Source organism: Pseudomonas sp. TR47 (assembly GCF_044143025.1).
Lineage (GTDB): Bacteria > Pseudomonadota > Gammaproteobacteria > Pseudomonadales > Pseudomonadaceae > Aquipseudomonas > Aquipseudomonas putida_E.
Genome location: NZ_JBHFCS010000031.1, coordinates 22,329 through 42,079, shown reverse-complemented (window position 1 = coordinate 42,079; position 19,751 = coordinate 22,329). Strand labels below are relative to the sequence as shown.

16 protein-coding genes and 1 pseudogene are annotated in these 19,751 nt (G+C 62.9%); 6 read left to right on the top strand and 11 right to left on the bottom strand.

Annotation, left to right across the window (positions count from 1 at the left end; genetic code table 11):
* Positions 1-1,146, bottom strand: a protein-coding gene (locus tag ACEWE8_RS23635) for an IS3 family transposase (protein ID WP_395589380.1) whose coding sequence is annotated in 2 segments (ribosomal slippage) — positions 1-912 and positions 912-1,146 — 1,147 coding nt annotated over the 2 segments. Because the reading frame shifts where the segments join, the coding sequence is not laid out codon by codon here. This gene is flagged as partial in the annotation.
* Between the two features lie 255 nt (positions 1,147-1,401).
* Between ACEWE8_RS23635 and ACEWE8_RS23630 the strand changes: the two genes are divergently transcribed.
* The 5 genes from ACEWE8_RS23630 (at position 1,402) to ACEWE8_RS23610 (ending at position 5,100) form a co-directional block, all read left to right on the top strand.
* Complete coding sequence (locus tag ACEWE8_RS23630; protein WP_009681987.1) at positions 1,402-1,731, top strand: hypothetical protein; 330 nt, start codon at positions 1,402-1,404, stop codon at positions 1,729-1,731.
* A 94-nt stretch (positions 1,732-1,825) separates the two neighbouring features.
* Positions 1,826-2,794, top strand: a complete 969-nt coding sequence (locus ACEWE8_RS23625) for a DUF932 domain-containing protein (protein ID WP_395589379.1) — start codon at positions 1,826-1,828, stop codon at positions 2,792-2,794.
* 75 nt (positions 2,795-2,869) lie between these two features.
* Positions 2,870-3,874 (top strand): YqaJ viral recombinase family protein, encoded by a 1,005-nt coding sequence (locus tag ACEWE8_RS23620; RefSeq protein ID WP_034023887.1) that lies wholly within the window; start codon positions 2,870-2,872, stop codon positions 3,872-3,874.
* Positions 3,875-3,961: 87 nt separating this feature from the next.
* Entirely contained in the window at positions 3,962-4,855 is an 894-nt protein-coding gene (locus ACEWE8_RS23615; protein ID WP_009683520.1) for a hypothetical protein, read from the top strand.
* Between the two features lie 56 nt (positions 4,856-4,911).
* A complete protein-coding gene (locus tag ACEWE8_RS23610) occupies positions 4,912-5,100 on the top strand; it encodes a hypothetical protein (protein ID WP_009683519.1) in 189 nt (62 codons plus the stop codon).
* Between the two features lie 329 nt (positions 5,101-5,429).
* On the opposite strand, the pseudogene ACEWE8_RS23605 reads toward ACEWE8_RS23610, so the two are convergent.
* A pseudogene (locus tag ACEWE8_RS23605) lies at positions 5,430-5,614 on the bottom strand (transcriptional regulator); the annotation flags it as partial.
* Positions 5,615-5,765: 151 nt separating this feature from the next.
* Positions 5,766-6,455: an isochorismatase family protein gene (locus ACEWE8_RS23600; RefSeq protein ID WP_009683518.1), complete on the bottom strand. Its 690-nt coding sequence runs from the start codon at positions 6,453-6,455 to the stop codon at positions 5,766-5,768.
* Between the two features lie 124 nt (positions 6,456-6,579).
* Here ACEWE8_RS23600 and ACEWE8_RS23595 point away from each other — a divergent pair, with 124 nt between their 5' ends.
* A complete protein-coding gene (locus ACEWE8_RS23595; protein WP_009683517.1) occupies positions 6,580-7,491 on the top strand; it encodes a LysR family transcriptional regulator in 912 nt (303 codons plus the stop codon).
* On the opposite strand, the gene ACEWE8_RS23590 is transcribed toward ACEWE8_RS23595, so the two are convergent.
* From ACEWE8_RS23590 to codB, 8 genes are all read right to left on the bottom strand, one after another.
* Positions 7,482-8,963: an NCS1 family transporter gene (locus ACEWE8_RS23590; protein ID WP_023101486.1), complete on the bottom strand. Its 1,482-nt coding sequence runs from the start codon at positions 8,961-8,963 to the stop codon at positions 7,482-7,484. The two genes, ACEWE8_RS23595 and ACEWE8_RS23590, sit on opposite strands and share 10 nt — an antisense overlap.
* A gap of 142 nt (positions 8,964-9,105) precedes the next feature.
* Positions 9,106-10,866, bottom strand: coding sequence for a hydantoinase B/oxoprolinase family protein (locus tag ACEWE8_RS23585; RefSeq protein WP_009683515.1), 1,761 nt, complete (start codon positions 10,864-10,866; stop codon positions 9,106-9,108).
* A 17-nt stretch (positions 10,867-10,883) separates the two neighbouring features.
* Entirely contained in the window at positions 10,884-12,974 is a 2,091-nt protein-coding gene (locus ACEWE8_RS23580; protein WP_023101487.1) for a hydantoinase/oxoprolinase family protein, read from the bottom strand.
* A gap of 116 nt (positions 12,975-13,090) precedes the next feature.
* The gene (locus tag ACEWE8_RS23575; protein ID WP_009683512.1) at positions 13,091-14,416 is read right to left on the bottom strand and encodes an MFS transporter; all 1,326 of its coding nucleotides are present in this window, start codon (positions 14,414-14,416) and stop codon (positions 13,091-13,093) included.
* Positions 14,417-14,536: 120 nt separating this feature from the next.
* On the bottom strand, positions 14,537-15,793 hold the full coding sequence (locus ACEWE8_RS23570) for a beta-ketoacyl synthase N-terminal-like domain-containing protein (protein ID WP_009683511.1): 1,257 nt from the start codon (positions 15,791-15,793) through the stop codon (positions 14,537-14,539).
* 210 nt (positions 15,794-16,003) lie between these two features.
* The gene (gene codA / locus ACEWE8_RS23565; protein WP_023101488.1) at positions 16,004-17,245 is read right to left on the bottom strand and encodes a cytosine deaminase; all 1,242 of its coding nucleotides are present in this window, start codon (positions 17,243-17,245) and stop codon (positions 16,004-16,006) included.
* Positions 17,246-17,249: 4 nt separating this feature from the next.
* Complete coding sequence (locus ACEWE8_RS23560; protein ID WP_023101489.1) at positions 17,250-18,467, bottom strand: PucR family transcriptional regulator; 1,218 nt, start codon at positions 18,465-18,467, stop codon at positions 17,250-17,252.
* Complete coding sequence (gene codB, locus ACEWE8_RS23555) at positions 18,464-19,729, bottom strand: cytosine permease (protein WP_023101490.1); 1,266 nt, start codon at positions 19,727-19,729, stop codon at positions 18,464-18,466. Before codB ends, ACEWE8_RS23560 begins: the two co-directional genes overlap by 4 nt.
* Between the last annotated feature and the right edge of the window lie 22 nt (positions 19,730-19,751).

Genomic DNA, 19,751 nt, shown 5'->3' with positions numbered 1-19,751 from the left:
CACTCTCCAAGCTCAGGAAATAGCGTTTCTCATACTCTATTGGAAACAGCTGCATAGCACTGCTGTGTCGGCGTTTAGGGTTATAGAACATTTCGATGTAATCGAAAATATCACTTCGGGCTTCTTCACGGGTTGTGTAGATCTTTCGTCGGATGCGCTCCCGCTTCAAAAGTTGGAAAAAGCTCTCGGCTACGGCATTGTCGTGGCAGTTTCCCCGCCGACTCATGCTGCTGGTTACATTGTTAGCCTTCAAGCAGCTTTGCCAATCTGAGCTACTGAACTGACTACCTTGATCTGAGTGAATCATCACTTGCTGCTGTGGCTTGCGTCGCCACACAGCCATCAACATTGCGTCGATAGCCAGGTCGCTGCACATCCTTGGCTTCATTGACCAACCAATTACTTGGCGTGAGAACAGATCCAGCACTACCGCTAGATAGAGCCATCCTTCATAGGTGCGGATGTAAGTGATATCTGTCACCCAGACCTTGTTCGGCTCACTGACCTTGAACTGCCGCGCGAGGTGGTTGGGCGAGGCCACTGTTGGTTTTCCACCGTAAAACCCTGGACGCCGCCGATAGCCCGTTTGCGAACGCAGCCCCTCCGCCTGCATCAAGCGCCCGACTCGATTTCGTCCGCATTCCTCTCCCAGCTCACGTAGGTCATCGTGAATTTTGCGGTAGCCGTATACACCTCCGCTTTCTAGCCAAGCGTGCTTGATCAAGCCAAGCAGACGTTGATCTTCTTTTGCTCGGGCAGATTGAGGCTCGGCCAGCCAGGCGTAGTAGCCGCTGGGGTGCACCTTGAGGGTTTGGCAAAGGCGCCGCACCGGGTAATCAGTCGAGTGCTTCTTGATGAAGGCGTACTTCAGCCGCACTCCTTGGCAAAGTACGCGGCGGCCTTTTTTAAGATGTCTCGCTCTTCAGTCACGCGCTTGAGTTCAGCGCGTAGCTTGCGCAATTCGGCCTGCTGATCGTCGTCTTGCTGACGCTGCTCTTGGGGCTTGGTGTAGACCTTGATCCAGGCGTAAAGGCTATGTACGGACATGCCCAGGCGCTGGGCGACATCGGCGACGGGTTTGCCTTTCTCGGTCACTTGCTTGACCGCTTCGATCTTGAACTCTTCGGGGTAACGCTGACGACTCATGGCACCTCCTATTTGGGCCTCATTATGAGGCTTGGAGGTGTCTACGAAACCAGGGGCGATTCAAAGGGCTATCTCTGCACGATGGAGTTTGAGCGACGCTACGCGAGCAGTAGCTATCAGCACTAATCCCGGCCTGTCTCTGCCGATTGTGGCTCGTTACGTCATTGGTTTCGCTTCTGAAATGCGACCATTCGACTCGAAAAAATCTCAACCACACATTATCGCGATGACATAAGCACCAAGGAGGTTAGCCCCATGTCATTGCAGTGCCCTCGCTGTCACTCCCCAAAAATCGCTTCCTTCCATCACGCCATGAGAGTCGGCGCCGCCGTCGGCACCCTTGGCGGTATTGCACGTAGCGTCAGCGCAGCCCTGGGAGGTGGCCAAGCTGGCGCAGCTATCGGCGCGTTCGCCGGACCTGTCGGTATCACCCTAGGTTCCGTGTCTGGTGCCATTCTCGCCGGCCTGGCCGGCGGCGTAGGCGGGTGTGCGCTAGGCGCCCAGCTTGGCGAGTCGCTCGACCGCCACGTCCTGGCCCACAATCTCTGTCTGCTCTGCGGTCATCGCTTCAACCTGCCAGTCTGATCCGGCCCTTTCTCTCCTCTCATTTCAATCGTCCGGTCGGTGCTGCGCCTGGCGCGGCGCTTTATGCCGGCCTGCACCCAAAGGAATCGCTCACATGGCACATCTCGTCGAAATCATGGCCTACGCTGGCGCTACTCCGTGGCATGGCCTGGGCAATCAGCTCACTCAGAAACAACCCATCGAAGTCTGGCAGCGTGAAGCCGGGATGGACTGGCAGATCCTCGAAAGTCCCGTGCATTTCAAATCAGAGGTCACGGGCCATCTGGGCGCAATTCACTCCTTCCCCGAACAGAAGGTGCTGTTCCGTTCGGACACCAAAACCCCGCTGTCGGTGGTCTCGCAGCGCTACCACACCGTGCAGCCCCGGGAAGTGCTCGAGTTTTACCGGGACCTCACCGAGGTATCCGGCTACGAGCTGGAAACCGCTGGCGTGCTCAAGGGCGGTCGCAAGTTCTGGGCGCTGGCGCGTACCGGGCAAGGCGCTGCGATCAAGGGTAATGATCAGGTCAACGGCTATCTGCTGCTCGCGACATCCTGCGACGGCACCCTGGCCACCACTGCCACACCCACCACTGTGCGCGTGGTGTGCAACAACACCCTGACCATCGCCCTGGACGGCACCAGCCGCGCGATCAAGGTGCCGCACAACACCCGCTTCGATCCGCAAGCAGTGAAGAAACAGCTCGGTATTGCCGTATCCCAGTGGGACGACTTCATGTACCGCATGCGCGCGCTGGCCGAACGCAAGGTGCAGTGGCATGAGGCTTTGGGATTCTTTATGGGCGTGCTGTGCGAGACCAGCCCGACCGGCGCCCTACCGGAGGTACTGCCCAACGAGCGTGCGCTACGCAAAGCCCAGGAGCTGTACGAAGGCCGTGGTCGCGGTAGCCAGCTGGACTCTGCACGTGGCACAGCTTGGGGCCTACTCAACGCCGTGACCGAGTACGTCGACCACGAACGTCGTGCCCGCAGCAACGAGTACCGCATGGACTCGGCCTGGTTCGGCCAGGGGGCACAGATCAAGCAACGCGCTCTGGATGGCGCGCTACAGCTCGCCGCTTAGCCCTCACTTACTTCAACCCTCGCGCCCGGTCAGCCTTGTGCTGGTCGGGCGTTTTCATGTCTGCAGGTGAATACCATGAAAGCAACGTCATTGAACGGCAGCTCCCGCAAAGCCCGCCCGGCCCTGCGCCTGGTCAGCACCAAGGAGCTTCCGCGCGAGGACTGGCTGCAGATCCGTAAACAAGGCATCGGCAGTTCGGATGCCGCGGCTGCCGTGGGACTGAATCCCTACAAATCGCAGCTCGAACTGTGGCTGGAGAAGACCGGCCGCGACACTGCGCTGCCTAAGGGCGATACCCAGGATGAGGAAAGCCCGATGTATTGGGGCAACGTCCTGGAACCCATCGTGGCCTGGCACTACAGCAAGCGCACCAAGAACAAGGTCCGCCGCATTAACGCCGTGCTACAGCATCCGGATCCGGAGCTGCCCTGGATGCTGGCCAACATCGACCGTGAGGTAATCGGTGCCGACGATGTGCAGATCCTCGAATGCAAGACCGCCGGCATAAACGGGGCACGTCTCTGGAAGGAAGGCATCCCCGAGTATGTCGAGCTTCAGGTGATGCACCAGCTCGCCGTCACTGGCAAGCAGGCTGCGGATGTAGCCGTGCTGCTTGGTGGCCAGACGCTGGAGATCCACCGCATTGAGCGGGACGAGCAGATGATTGCTCGCCTGATCGAGCTGGAGTGCAAGTTCTGGCGCTACGTGGAGACCGACACACCACCGCCAGCCGACGGGACGGCATCCGCGGAGGCAGCGCTACGCTGCCTGTATCCGGAGGACAACGGTCAGGTAGTCAACTTCAGCAGCCATGCTGGGCTGACTGCCGCCTATATCGAACTGAAGGCCCTGCGGCAGTCGATGGCCGACAAGGAAAAGCGCGAGGCCGAGCTCAAGCAGATGCTGCAGCAGGCCATGGGCGACGCCAGTCGCGCGGAGTTCTCCAGCGGCTACGTCAGTTGGCGCAAGGCCAAGGACAACATCGGTTTCGATGTCGCGCAACTGCTCAAGGACAAGCCGTACCTGCAGGCCAAGTATCCGTTGCTGAAGCCCGGTGCGCGGCGCTTCCTGGTCGGCTGATTTCCTCCTCCATCACCCCTTCCCCCTTGGCCAGTCCATGCAGTTCGCGCTGCGTGGCTGGCCTTTTTCATTTCCAGGAGCACCACCATGTTGAAAGGTCTCGCACTCATCCCTCCCGCACTCGGTCGCATCTCCATTGGCAAGGTCGTCGAGAAAAACGGTAAGCGTCTTCCGGAGAAGGATGACCAGTTCACCATCACGTCCCAAGTGCAGGGCCGGGATGGCTGGCTGTTGCACCCGCTCAACGATGAACTGCGTCAGGGCAAGGACGACAAGCTGCGTAGCATCCCGGTACGTCTGCTGTTCAACGAACCGGAATTGAACTTTCGCGCCGACTACACCCTGTTCGACCGGCAGTCGGGACGGCCACTGTGCGTCGGTAATGGCGAAACCTGCAAGCGCGTCACTCAGGACGGTATGCAATCGCTGCCCTGCCCTTCGCCGGATGCCTGCCCGCTGGCCAAGGGTAATGCCTGCAGGCCCTATGGCCGGCTGAACGTGGTCATTGGCGAGGAGGATCCGCTGGGCACCTTCGTGTTCCGCACCACCGGCTTCAACAGCATCCGCACCCTGGCAGCCCGGCTACATTACTTCCAGGCCATTTCCGGCAATCGCTTGGCCTGCCTGCCGCTGGAGCTGCGCCTACGCGGCAAGTCGACGCGCCAGAGCCACGGCACCCCGATCTTCTACGTCGACCTCACGGTACGCAACGGCATGGGCATGGCTGAAGCTCTGCAGCAGGCGGGCGAGCTCGCGGCGCAACGGCAAACCGCCGGCTTCGATCAAGGGGCGCTGGATGAGGCAGCCCGCCGGGGCTTCGGCAATGGCGCCTTTGAGGACAGCGAAGAAGACAGTCACGCCGTGATCGAGGAGTTCTTCACCGCCCCAGAGCCAGCCAGCTCGACCGCCCCCGTTGATTCACAGGCGGCGCCCAAATTCCTCGCAGACAAACTGGAAGCCCTCGCCTCACAGCCCCACTGAATCCCACCTGCCTGCGCTGCCGTCATCGGCCAGGCAGGTTTTCTTGGAGACTCACTATGCTTCTACTTCGATTTCTACTCCACCTGCTCATCTTCATCGGCGCGCTCGCGGCCGCTGCTACGGTGGTGCTGAGCATCTTGCTCATGCTGCGCTTCCCGCCGCTGCTGCTCGCCGTGGTCCTGGCCTGCTGGATGCTGAATCGCCTGCTCAGATTGCTCTGCCCACGCCCGGGCAATCCCTGCTGAAAACCCCCAGCGACAACCGCCAACCAGTCATCACCAGCGGCTGTGCATTCGGCCGTTATTACCACGAGGAACCATGATCAGATGCTTAATCTGCGAGTCCAAGGCCATTCTGACGCGGGACGTTGCCAAGGGCATCGCCCTGCTGGTCAGCCTGGCCGACAGTGCATTGCAGGGGGCTCAGGAGGCGGACACAGATACCCCAACCCTGGGGTCGCCAAATATCACTTCGGAGGGTTCAGGTATTTGTGCCTGCGCTGTGGATCGCTGTTCGATGAGCCGGGTACAGAGGAGGCGTCCGAGCCCGCCATGTAGTCGCCATGATTCAGCGCTCAGTCCTGGCCGAGCCGGGCAACCAGGCGCTCCACCATGTCCATGACAAGCTCACGGTCTGCCGCTGTCAGCCGGGAAAGAAGGTCATGGAGCCTGCGGGCCTGGTCCTCCGGGCGGGAGCTCCCTCGGTCAGCAGGTCGGCTGTTTCGCAGTTGAAGATAGTTGCCAGCTCGACCAGACGCTCATGATGATTCTTGGGAGGACCGACCTTAACAATCGCTTAGCTTGCAATCAATGAGCCTGGCGTACAGGTGTGTTTCAGCCATGCGGCTGGACAAACGCAACGCGCCATGCTGAAGCCCGGCTTCAGCATGGCGCGGGTCACACCCGGGCGGTCAACGTTTGCCAATGCTAGCCAGGTAATCCAGGCAGCTGTCGACGGTTTCCACGTCGGCGAACTTGGCATCAATGTCAAACAGGTTCCAGGCCACCGCGCCCGGTACCCGGTCGCCGATGCACTCTTTCACGGCGATGGTGCGGAAGCCTTCGGCCAGGCCGTCGCACAGGGTGGTACGCACGCAAGCCGAGGCCGTCACGCCGGTCACCAGGATGGTGTCGACCCCTGCCGAGCGCAGGTACCCGGCCAGCGAGGTGCCGCTGAACGAACTGGCGCGCTTCTTCACCAGCACGAACTCGCCATCGACTGGCGCGATGCGCGAGTCGATCGCCCAGAGGTTCTCATCGGCCTGGTTGACCACGTCCACCGGGATCTTGTTGTGCCACTGGCCCATGTCGGTGTTGGGGTCATGGCGGTCGGTGTTCTGGTAGCAGGTGGTGACGTGGACGATCGGGAAGTGGTTGGCACGGAACACCTTCATCAGGCGCTGCACGCCGGGGATGATTTCGTCGTCGATCTTTTCGCAGGTGAACGGGTTGCCTGGGCGGGTCCAGGCGTTGGCCAGGTCGACGTTGATCAGCGCCGGGCGCTTGCCGAAGCCGATACGGCGCTGGAAGCCACGCTCCTTGTAGAGCTTGGTCGATTCTTCGAAGGCGCGTTCGAGCATGGTCATCAGGTCTTGCGACATAGTGAATCTCCCCAGTGGGTCGTTGTGAGCGGTTCGGCAAGGAAGGTTTGCCTTGACCTGGAACTCACGATAATCTCGGCCACTGATGACATCCAATTCATTGTTGGCGAGCATTGATACCAAAATGAGCATTAATATCCGCTTTGATCTCAAGCAGATAAAAGCCTTCGTCCGCGTCGCGCAACTGCTGCATTTCAAGCGCGCCGCCGATGCCCTGTTCATCACCCAGCCGGCTTTGAGCCGCCTGATCAAGGCGCTGGAAAGCGAGCTGGGGGCGGAGTTGTTCATGCGCACCACGCGCCATGTGGCGCTGACCGAGGCCGGTCGGCTGTTCTTGCAGGAATGCCAGCAGGTGTTCCGCCATATCGAACGCGGTATCGACCTGGCGCGTAGCGCCGCGGCGGGGGACATCGGCCACCTGACCGTGGCCTACAACGACTTCGCCATCAACGGCGCGCTGCCGGGCATTCTCGAGCGCTTCAAGGACCTGCACCCGGATGTGACCGTGGAGTTGCTGTACATGCCCTCTCACGAGCAGTACAAGGCGATCCGCGATTGCCTGATCGACGTGGGGTTCCTGCTGGGGCCAATGACCGAGCCGGACATCGCCTCATTGCCGGTGAACCAGGAACGCATGGTGGCAATTCTGCCGTCACGGCACCCGCTGGCCGGACAGGCCACTTTGCGCATCGAACAGTTGCGCGACGAGCGCTTCATCTTCGGTGCGCCCAGTGGCTGGAGCCTGTTCCGCGACCAGGCGTTTCAGCTGTGCCAGCGCGCCGGTTTCAGCCCGAACATTCACCAGGAGGCCACCACCAGCATCGGTATCCTCGGGCTGGTGGCGGCCAACATGGGGGTGTCGCTGTATTCGGAATGCGCCTACCGGATCCAGCGCGAAGGCGTGGTCATCGTGCCGCTGCAGGACGAGCATGCCCAGGTGCAGACCATCGCCGCGTGGAACGAGGAATACCAGAGCCCTACCGCCGCGCGTTTCAAAGCCCTACTAGGGCACCGAGCTGCGGAGCTTCACGCCTGATCTGATGGCGTAAGGCCGAAGCGATCGGTACTGGCATCGTAGCGCCAGTCGTGGCCGACACTGCTGGCCAGCCACTGCGCGCCATTGCCGGTGAGCTCTTGCTGGGGATAGCGCCGAACGATCCAGAACTTCATCAGCATGGCATGGATCACCAAACCGCTGACGAAACCGACTACAAATGCCCAGTCACCGGAACAGTACGCCAACACGCTGGCCGCAGCCCACGCTAACAAGCCGGCAGGGTTGAAACCGCGCCAATAGTGGAATTGCCCTTGCAGCTCATACAACTGCGGCACGTTCAACCGGCGTCGCCGAATCAGGTAATAGTCAGCCACCATGATCCCGCCAATTGCCGAGAGGAACGATCCATACGAAAACAGGAAGGCGAACAGGTTATCGAGGATGGCCCACGGCATCGAAAGTGTACCGATGACTCCCGCGATCATCACTGCAGTCGGGTATCTGACTCGTGGTGCTCCAGCATTGACGAAGGTCAGCGCCGCCGGGATCAGGTTGGCTGCAGTATTGGTCGACCACTGTGCCAGCACCACCAGGACCATCAGCACGACCAGGCTCAGCCCGGTGCTCTGGGCCTGGATGACATTGATTGGATTCCAGTCTCCGGCGGCGACGAAAGATGCCGCGCCAATGACCGCGATCCAGGTCTGAGTCAGCGGTAATGCGACCAGTTGAGCAAGAAAGATATGCCGGTTACGAGACAGGAACCCCCGAGCATTGACTGGTGTCCGCACGTAACGGGTGATATTGGGAATGTCGATGGCCAAGGTCGACCAGAAAGCCACGTTAGCCAGGAACAGGGTAATGATGGTCAGCTGCTTGTCGCCGACGAACGTCCAGATATTGACCCCTTTGGTGACTGCCAGCACATCGAGGGTCAGGTACATCCAAACCGAGATGGCAATGATCGCCGGCGCTGCGATGGACGAGAGAAACTCTACCGCCTTGATACCCAGCGCGGTATTGATGATTTGCACCACTGCGAAGATCACATACCACAAGGCCCAGTTGTCGAACCCGGTCAAGTACTCGACGATACCGCTCAGGGCCAGGGCGCCGAGGTAGGTCTGGATACCGAACCAGATCGCCGCGACCAGGCCGCGAAACAATGACGGAATGTGTGTGCCATGCACGCCGAACGGCGCTCGCAAATACACCGCGAAAGACAAACCATGTTCGGTACCGATGTCCGCGGTCAGGGTCATCAGTAGCGCCAGGACGATGTTGGCCAGCAGAATGATCGCTACGACCTGTGGCAGCGGCAGGCCGGCAACACCCGTAGCACCCAGCTGGAAGGTGGCGATCATGAACGCGATACCGATCCAGATCCAGGTGAAACCCAGGGTACCGATCGAGCGATGTCGTCGTTGTACCGGAAGAATCGACGGTTCCAACAGGTTGTGACGGGAGACGGCCGGAGTCGGTGAGACAGAAGTCAATTCGGGGCTGTTCATCGAAGCACCTGTGCATGAATGGAAGGCGCAACCTACCTGCCATGGCGATGGCCGCAGGCTCTTGGGGAAAGGAACGAACGTGGGCAACGGCCTTTGCTGGCGAATAGCAACCCAGCAAAGGCTGCGGCGGGCAGACCTGTGGTCAGCCCTGCAGTTGCTGGCGCCGGGCGCGGGTGGCCTCGATGTCCAGGCGCACCTGCTCGTCGAGCACCACTCCGTACACCTCAAAGGCCTGTTCGAGGCTGCAGAAGTCATCCAGCACGTCTTCGCGCACCTGCTCGGCACTGCGTTCTAGCGGGTTGCCATAGCCACCGCCACAGGGCGAGTAGTAGGCCATCACATCCCCCGCCTTGGACGCGTACCCGGAGAACTTCGACGGCATCGACACCACCTGCCCGGGGCTGGCGACATTGTAGATCTCGGTCTTGCCTACCACCCCGTCGCAGCCACCGAACACCCCCCAGGGCACATCGAAATGCCGTTCGCTTTCGTGGGTGATGAAGCCCGCCGTGAGCACCCGCTGGGCCTTTACCACACCGATGCCACCGCGGTACTTGCCAGCGCCTGGCTGCACATCGTCACGCAGCTCGTAGCGGTCGCAGATCATCGGCAGGTGCATCCCCAGGTCTTCGATGGGGTTGTTGCGGGTGTTGGCCATCAGGTTGTCGATGGCATCGGGCCCGTCGGATTTCGGCCGCCCGCCGTATGCCCCTTCGTTGACTTCGAGGAATACCCAATAGTCGCCATCGGCCTTCACCCCGGAATAGGCAGCGAAGGAGATCGACGCCGAGCTGCCGGCGATCACCCGCTCCGGCAGCACCGGGGCCAGGGCCTTGATGATGAGATCGATCATCCGGTTGCACTGGGTGAAGCGCGCCTCGGCAGCGGCTGGGAACACTGGGTTGAAAATCGTGCCCAGCGGCGCCACGACGCTGATCGGGCGGAACGACCCCTCGTTGGACGGCACCGGGCTGGGCAGCGTGGCAGCGTCGAGCAGCAGCTTGCGGAAGGCGGCGTAGGCGGCCACCTTGCACGAACCTTCGAACGGCACGTTATAGGCGGTTTCGGTTTGCAACGCCGAACCGGTCAGGTCCACCTCCAGGGCATCACCGCTCACTTTTACCGTGACCACCACCGGCAGGCGCCGCTCGCGGTTGCGGCCGTCGTCGTCGAGGAAGCCTTCGGCGCGGTAGTCGCCATCGGGAATCTGCGCGATCTGCTGGCGCATGATGGTTTCGGCGTAGTCGATCAACTGGTTGATCGCGGTAAAGCTGAAGTCCTTGCCGTAGCGGGTCAGTAGTTCCTTGAAGCGCCGGGCGCCCAGCTGCGCCGAGGCCACCTGGGCTTCGATGTCGCGAATCAGCTGGTCGGATGCACGGCTGTTGTAACGGAACATCTGCACCAGCGCTTCGTTGCGCACACCGCGCTCATAGAGCTTGAGCCCGGCCATCAGCATGCCTTCGGCGTACACGTCGCCTACGTCGATGATCAACCCCGGCGTAGCTGCGCCGATGTCGATGTGGTGCGCGGTGTTGCCGGAAAAGCCCACCAGCTCGCCTTCATGGAAAATCGGCACGATCACCGCCAGGTCCGGGCTGTGGCTGGAGCCGTGATAGGGATGGTTGTGCACCACCACATCGCCCTCGTGCCAGGCGCCACCTTGCAGGGTGGCCTCGATGCCGCGCAGGTAGGCCGGGATCGAGCCGATGTGCATCGGCGTGGATTCGGACTCGCAGATGGTCTGGTAGCGGGTGTCGAACAGCCCGGCGCCCATGTCCTGGGACTCGCGGATGATCGATGAGAACGACATGCGGTACAGCACGTGGCCCATCTCTTCGGCGATGGTCTTCAAGGCGCCGCTGATGACTTGCAGGGTGATCGGATCGACCGGTTGCGTATTCATGGCTGTGTCCTCTGGCGTTACTGGCGGGAGATGATCAGGTTGCCGTGGGCGCTCACCCTGGCCACCCAACCCGGCGGCACCAGCGAGGTGGAGTCGTGCTGCATGAGCATGGCCGGGCCTTCGATGTACTGGCCGGCGTGCAGCTTGCTGCGGTCATAGCGTGGCGTGGGCAGGCACTGGCCATCGTCGAACCAGGTGTCGCGCTCGTAAAGGAAGGCCTGGCCGGTGTCGCTGTCGACCGCCGCCGGCAGCGGCTGCCAGGCCAGCTTCTCGGACTGGGAATGGCCGATGACACGCAGGCTGACGACTTCCACCGGGGCATCGGCGTAGCAATAGCCGTAGTCCTGCTCATGCACTTGGTGGAAATGCGCCATGACCTGGGCAATGGCCTGGTGGTCCACCCTGCCGCCAGGGATCAGGGCACGCAACTCGAAGCCCTGACCGTCGTAGCGGCATTCGGCGATGCGGGTCAGCTGCATGCAGGCATCGTCCACGCCATCGTTGCGCAGTTGTTGCCGAACATTGGCTTCCAGTTCCTGCAAGGCGCTTTCGAGCCGATTCAATTGCGTGTCGTCGATGGTATTCAGGGTGCACAGCAACGAGCGCAGGGCCTCGTACTGCAGGTCGGTGGTCAGCAGGCCTGCGGCGGCGGTGATGCCCGGCGCTGGCGGGATGAGCACCGACTTGGCATTGACCTCATCGGCCAGCGCCGGACCATGCACCGGCCCTGCCCCGCCGAACGGCATCAGCACGAAATCGCGGGGGTCGATACCACGGGCCACCGAGTTGGAACGAATGGCCAGGGCCATGTTGTTGTTGACCACCCGCAGGATGCCCAGGGCCGCCCGGTGCACGCTAAGGCCCAACGGCTTGGCGATCTTCGCCTCGATGGCCTGGAACGACAGCGCCGGGTCGATCTTCAGGTCGCCGCCCAGCATCTGGTCCGGGTCCAGACGGCCCAACACGATGTTGGCGTCGGTCACGGTGGGCTCCTCGCCACCGCGGCCGTAACAGGCCGGGCCGGGGTTGGAACCGGCCGAGCGTGGGCCGACCTGGAAGCCACCGGCCGGGTCGATGAAGGCCACCGATCCGCCACCGGCACCGATGGTGATCAGGTCGATCATCGGCACCAGCACCGGGTGCCCGGACACGTAGGAGTCGCGCGGGTTCATCACCTTGATCTGGCCATCGACCAAGGTCGAGATGTCCGCCGAGGTACCACCAATGTCGACGGTGATGATGTTGCGCTCACCGTCGAGCCCAGCGAAGTAATGCCCGCCCATCACGCCACCGGCGGGGCCGGACATGAGGATGTTCACCGGCCGCTCGCAGCAGCTTTCAACGGTGGCCACACCGCCGTTGGACTGCATGATGCGCAGGTCGGCCTGGATGCCGTTTTCACGCAGCTGGCTGGCCAGGTGGGTCAGGTAGTGGGCGGTGCGCGGTCCGACGTAGGCGTTCATGGCCGTGGTGGAAAAGCGCTCGTACTCGCGCATCACGTCCACCACATCGGTGGAGCAGCAGACGAACGCCTCGGGCATCACCTTCTGCACGATGGCCTTGGCGCGCAGCTCATGGGAGCGGTCGAGGAAGGCGTACATGAAGCCGATGATTACGGCCTGCACGCCACGGGCCTTGAGCAACTGCGCGGCCTCGCGGACTTCCTGCTCGTCCAGCGGCGTCTCGACCTGGCCATGGGGCGGTAGGATGCGCTCGTTGATGGCGATGCGGTTACGCCGACGCACCAGCGGTGTGCTCTGCCATGGCACATCGAACTGCAGCGAGAAGTTGTAGGGCCGTTTGTGCCGGCCAATGTGCAGAATGTCGCGGAAGCCCCTGGTGGTGAGCATGCCCACCTCGGCGCCATTGTGTTCGATGGAAATGTTGGTCGCCACCGTAGTGCCATGGACGATCAGGTCCACTTCTTCGGCGCCGATTCCGGCCTTGGCACACAGCTCGAGAATCCCGCGCATCACAGCGATGGACTGGTCTTCGAGGGTGGTGGGGACCTTGTGGGAAAAGATCCGCCGGCCGATGGAGTCGCGCTCCGTGGTTTCCAGGATCAGGTCTGTGTTGGTACCGCCGACATCTACGCCTATACGGGCCATTCTGCGTCACTCCTGGTGATCGCGAATGCACTCGGCAACTGCGCCGCCGAGCCGATTCGCACGTGGGTCTTATGGTTGTTGTTGAGGTGCGGGGGCCCCAAGCGGGGCCTGTTTTTTTATGCCAAGGGGTTGGCGGGTTGATCGGCGGCGTGGCTCAAGGGGCGCCCCGCCGTCTCCGGCAACGACAGCCCGCCCGCCAGGGCGAACAGGGCGATACCGGCCAGGTAATAGGCCGGCGACAGCGGGTCACCGCTGCGCTCGATCAGCCAGGTGGCGATCAGCGGCGCGGTACCGCCGAACAGCGTGTAGGCCATGTTGTAGGTGATGGCCGAGGCGGTGTAGCGACTGCGGGTGGGGAACACTTCCGACAACAGCACGGCCGTGACCACACCGCACAGCACCGCGCCGATGGCCAACAGGAACGCCCCCGCCAATGCTGGGTAGAACAACCCGGAGCGCGCCAGCAGAAACGCCGGGTAAATGGTCAGCACCAGCCAGGCGGCAGCCGTGACCATGGTCGGGCGCCGGCCAACGCGGTCGGAAAAGCGTCCGGCAAAGGGGCAGCAGGCTGCGGCGAACAGCAAGGTCAGCAAAGAGATCAACAGCGCTGTGGGCTGCGGCTGGCCGCCTTGCAGTTGCAGGTAGGTCACGAAGTAGGTGGTGCACATGTAGAACGACAGCGCGGTCAGCGAGATGAACGCCGCCAGGCAGCACATCGCCCCGCCCTGCTCGCGCAATGTCTGGCCCAGCGGTGCATGCACGGCACGCTCGGCGCTAGCCAGCGCCTTGAACGCCGGCGTCTCGTCCAGGCGCCAGCGCAGGTACAGGCCCACCAGCCCGAGGGGCGCGGCGATCAGAAAGGGCAGGCGCCAACCGAAGGTTGCCATCTGCTCGGCTGTCAGCCAGCGGTTCAGGGCATAGGTGACGATGGCGGCGGCCGCGAACGAGGCGAAGGTCGACACCAGCGCGGCACTGCCATAGCGGGCGCGCTGCCCGGCCGGGGCGTGCTCGATGAGGTAAATGCAGGCACCGGCGTATTCGCCACCGGCGGAAAAACCCTGCACACAGCGGATCAGCGTCAACAGCAACGGGGCGGCCAGGCCGATGCTGGCATAGGTCGGCAGCAGCCCGATCAGGGTGGTGGCTGCGGCCATCAGCAGGATCGTGATCGACAACACCCGGCGCCGCCCGAAATGGTCCCCCAGCATGCCGAACACCAGCCCGCCGAGCGGGCGGAAAGCAAAGGCAACGGCGAACACGGCAAAGGTCTTGAGCAGCGCCGTGGTGCTGTCACCCGAGGGGAAGAACAACTGGGCGATGGTGGTCGCCAGAAAACCATACAGGGCAAAGTCGAACCACTCGACGAAGTTGCCGATGGACGCGGCCCAGACCACGCGTTTCAATTGCTCCGGCGCGACCGGCTGCTGCGACGTACCCGACATATCCACCTCACTGTCTGTTGGAGAACAAGCGATTGGCAGTTCGAAACCTTCACGCAGCGAGTGGGCTGCAGGCGCAGCCCTCAAGCTCAGTCCGGGCGGGCCTCTGCTGGGCCGTCACCGTCAATGTGCGCCCTGCGCCTCCAGCCCCCGACGGCTGAACACCAGCGAGGCATTGGCCCCGCCGAAACCGAAGCTGTTGGACATCACGCAATTCACCTGCTGCCCTTCGCGCACGCTGCGTACCAAGGGCAGCCCCTCGACCTGCGGGTCGAGCTGTTCGATGTTGTGCGAAGCCGCCATGAAACCGTGGCGCATCATCAGCAACGCATAGATCGCCTCGTGCACCCCGGCCGCCCCCAGCGCGTGCCCGCTCAGCGACTTGGTCGAGCTAAACGGCGGCAGTTCACCGTCGAAGGCAGCCAGTGCCGCCTGCAGTTCCACCAGGTCGCCGGCCTGGGTGCTGGTGCCATGGGTATTGAGGTAATCCACCGGTTCGGCGCAACTGGCCAGGGCCATCTGCATGGCGCGCAGTGCGCCGTCGCCGCTGGGGGAAACCATGTCCTGGCCATCGGAGGCAGTGCCATAGCCGATCACTTCGGCGAGGATGGTCGCCCCGCGCGCCTGGGCATGCTCCAGCGCCTCCAGCACCAGCACCCCTGCCCCGCCGCTGATAACGAAGCCATCACGGGCCACGTCATAAGGGCGGCTGGCAGTGGCCGGCCGGTCGTTGTAGCCGGTGGAAAACGCGCCCATGGCGTCGAACATGCAGCTCTGGCTGAAGTGCTCGGCTTCGGCACCGCCAGCAAACACCACATCCTGTTTGCCGAACTGGATCTGCTCGAAGGCGTGGCCGATGCAATGGGCGCTGGTGGCGCAGGCCGAGGCGATGGAATAGTTGAGGCCCTTGATGCCGAAGAAACTGGCCAGGCACGCTGAGACCGTACTGGTCATGGTACGGGGTACACGGTACGGCCCCACCTTGCGTACGCCCTGGCTGTGCAGCAGCTGGTTGGCCTCGACGATGTCTTCGCTGGAGCCGCCACCCGAGCCCATCACGCAGCCGGTGCGGGTGTCGGCCACCTGCTCGGGCGTCAGCCGTGCATCGGCGATGGCATCGGCCATGGCCAGGTAGCCATAGGCTGCGGCATCGCCCATGAAGCGCCGGTGGCGCCGGTCGATGCGCTGAAAGTCTACCTCCAGCCGGCCGCTGACATGGCTGCGCAGCCCCGCTTGCGCATAGGCCAGGTTGAAGGCGATTCCCGAGCGCCCCTGGCGCAATGCCTGGAGGACCTGCGCAGGGCTGTTGCCCAGACATGAGACGATGCCCATGCCGGTCACGACCACGCGGCGTAGCCCGATTGTCTGCTTCGATAACATGCACTGACTCCACAGGTTCAGAACTGTCCGGGCAACCTGGCTGGGTTGCCATGGACTCGAGTCTAAGGGGCGGCTTTGATTCTGATAATTCGTATTTCGTTAGCCATTGATACCGAATTTGGCATCAGTAATTATCCTGCGCCCATGGCAAAGCACCCCGCCCGGCCAAAGCCGGCGGGGCATGATGAATGCCGTTGCTAGAGGGTGGCGTCAGGCAAAGCGTTCGACCTGCGCCGACGTGCGGCGCATCAACACCTTGCCGTTGCGCACCGAAACCAGTGCGTGGCCCTGGCTGCGGACCATCTCGTAATCATCCGGCGCCGACAGCAGCAGCAAGTTGGCCGGCCGCCCGACCTCGATGCCATAACGCTCCCCAAGGTTGAGGGTGCGGGCACTGTTGTCGGTGATCAGATCCAGGCTGCGTTGCAGGTCTTCGTAGCCGAGCATGTGGCAGATGTGCAGCCCGGCTTCGAGAATGCGCAGGATGTTGCCGTTGCCCAGCGGGTACCACGGGTCGACGATGGAGTCCTGGCCGAAGCACACGTTCATCCCGGCGCGGTCGATCTCGGCCACGCGGGTCAGCCCGCGGCGCTTGGGGTAAGTGTCGAAGCGCCCTTGCAGGTGAATGCTCTCGGTCGGGCACGAGATGAAGTTGATGCCCGACATTTTCAGCAGGCGGAACAGCTTGTAGCAGTAAGCGTTGTCATAAGAGCCCATGGCCGTGGTGTGGCTCGCCGTGACCCGAGCGCCCATGCCACGTACCCGGGCCTCTTCGGCCAGCACCTCGAGGAAGCGCGACTGTGGGTCGTCGGTTTCGTCACAGTGCACGTCCACCAGGCAACCGGTGCGCTCAGCCAGCTCCATCAGGAACTTCACCGACGACACACCCTGATCGCGAGTGTTCTCGAAATGCGGAATGCCACCGACCACATCGGCGCCCATGGCCACCGCTTCGGTCATCAGGGCCCGGCCATTGGCGAACGACTCGATGCCCTCCTGGGGGAAGGCGACGATTTGCAGGTCAACCAGGTGGCGTACTTCCTCGCGCACCTCGACCATGGCCTTGAGCGCGGTGAGCTTGGGGTCGGTCACATCCACATGGGTTCGCACGTGCTGAATGCCATGGTCCACCAGCATGTCGATGGTCTTCTTCGAGCGCTGCTTGATGTCGTCGTGGGTGGTGATTTCCTTGCGCTCGGCCCAGCGTTCGATGCCTTCGAACAAGGTGCCGCTCATGTTCCACTTCGGCTCGCCGGCGGTGAGGGTGGCGTCCAGGTGAATGTGCGGCTCGACGAAGGGCGCCACCACCAGGTTCTGTTGGGCGTCCAGGTCGTCGGGGTTGGCCAGCACCGCCACATCGGCCTGGGGCTCGATGGCGGCGATACGGTCGCCGTTCAGTTCGATACGAAACAGGCCCGACTTGCCACGCAGACGGGCGTTGATGATGTTCATGCTGTTACTCCTTGCATTGGGCTTCGCTCATGCGCCATACCAGCATGGCGACCGAAGCGTTCATACGAAATAGCGGGTCGTCGAGTGACTGCCCACTCAGTTGTTCGATACGTTGAATACGTTGGTTGATGGTGTTGCGGTGCAGGCCCAGACGCTGGGCGGCCTTCAGGCCATTGCCGTTTTCCTTGAGCAGGGCGTCGAGGGTATGCACCAGCACATGGGGGTGCTTGCGGCCGGGCGCGATCAGTGGGCCAAGGGTTTCGGCGACGAAGTCGTCGATCAGCGAGCGATCGACGATGCCTTGCAGCAGGCGCAGCACGCCCAACTCGCTGAAGTCGCAGAAACCGGTGGCCGGGCGCAGGTTCTGCGCCACTTCCAAGGCCTGGCGCGCTTCATTGAGCGCCTGGCGGTAGTGGGCGCAATCCTCGGCCAGGCGCGACAGGCCCATGAACAGGCCCAGTTCACCGACCACGCCCGCCAACTGCCGGTGCAGCGCGGCCAGGGTGGCGTGCAGGCCGTGGGCATCGGCCAGTAACAACACGAACAGGTCACCCGGCAATTGCGCGGTCACAGTCCCCGGCCTGCCACGACACCAGGCCTCAAGCTGATCTTCCAGCGCCTGGCGAATGCCCTGCCACACGCGCTCGCCCTGGGCCAGCCCATGGCGCTCGAACAATCCATCGACGCCAGACAGCCGCAGTGTCACCAGGCGCCGTGGCTCGTCCAGCGCCAGCTCAAGGTGCGCGGCCCGCTGCCGAGCGATGGCCAGGCTCGGGTAGTCGCCGGTCAGCAACTGGCCGAGGATGTCATTGCGCGAGCGCCGCACCTGGGTCATCTGCACCAGGGCCGTACCGATCAGGTGAGTGACGACCACCATTTTCAGCGCATACGGCTGCTCGATCAGCGGCAGCCCCAGTTGCTCGGCGCGCTCGATCACTACAGGCGGAATGCCGTGGATGAACGTGCCGCCGGTGAGGATCACCATGCCGGCAATGCCCACGGCGTCGCCATCTTCCACCAGGCTCAGCAGGTTGGCCTCGCCGCGTGGGTGGTTGATGCCGGTGACGAACACCAGCTCGCCGCCCATCACCCACTCGGCAATGCCTTCGTTCTCGGCCACATACGGCCAGCGCACCCGCCGCTGCAGGTTGCGCGCGCCGGCCCGGACGGTCATGTCCTGCAGGCCGGGCAGGTGCAGGATTTCGTCCAGCGCCAGGCTCACGGTTCGACACCCGCCTGGCCCAGCGCCCGGCGCCGGCCGCTCAGTTCAAGCATGACGATGTAGCACAGGGCCGAGGCGCCAATGCCCACCAGCGGCGCGACCCACGGCGAGGCGTAGGCCAGCACCGCACCCAGCGCATAGGACCCGAGGCCCAAGAAGTTGTAGCGCGGCAGCTGCACCGAGGCCAGCGCCGGGTACTTGCCGCGGTGGCGGTACCAGAAGTCGGCCATGATCACCCCACCCACTGGCGGAATGATCGAGCCCAGCAGCACCAGGAACGGGATCAGCATTTCATACATCCCGCCAATCGCCAGCACGATGCCCACCGCTGCCGCGACCAGCGTGGCGATGCGTCGACGCTCGCTGCGCAGCAAGTGGCAGGCCGCTGCCGAGACGTTGTAGATGGTCGGTCCCTGGATGGTCCAGAGGTTCAGGCAGAGCATCACCACCGCCGCGAACGACAGGCCTTGCAGCATCATCACTTCGACGATGTCGGCCTGCTGGTAGACCATCGCGCACCAGGCCCCGGCCACCACCATCAGGCCGTTGCCGAGCAGGAAGGCGACGATGCTGGCCACCACCGCCACCCGCCCGCTGCTCGACAACCGGGTCCAGTTGGTGGCCTGGGTGGCACCGCTGGCGAAGGTGCCGAAGACCATGGTCACCGCTGCCGAGAAGGTCATGGTTTCATGCGGCACCACCGCCGCCAGGCCGGCAAAGCCCCCGGCATCGGCGGTGGCGATATACATCGAAACCAGCAGCAGCGCGAACATCAGCGGCACCGACACCCGCGACAGCAGGTCCAGGCCCTTGAAGCCGATGATCGCGGTAATGCTGAAACCCAGGCCGAACAGCACCATCAGCGGCACGGTGAAACCACCCGCCAGGCCCAGCAACTTGACCAGCACGATCGCCACGGTCGCGGTGCCCCAGGCGTACCAGCCAAGTTCGGCGAAGCCCAGGATGAAGTCGGAAAGCCGGCTGCCCGCCTCGCCGAAACAGAAGCGCCCCATCAGCACGCTGTTCAAGCCGCTGCGCGAGGCGATGAAGGCCAAGGCCGCCGCGTACAACGCCAGCAGCGTGTTGCCGATGGCGGCGACCCACAGCATGTCGACGAAGTTGAAGGCCATGCCCAGCTTGCCACCGGCGAACATGGTGCCGGTGAAGAAGGTAAAGCTGAACAACACCATGGCAATGGGCAGCAGCCCTTTGCGCGAGGATGGCGGGGCTTCGCAAAGCGGGAATTCGGTAGGTGAGCTCATGGCACGGTGCTCCGGGTTGTCG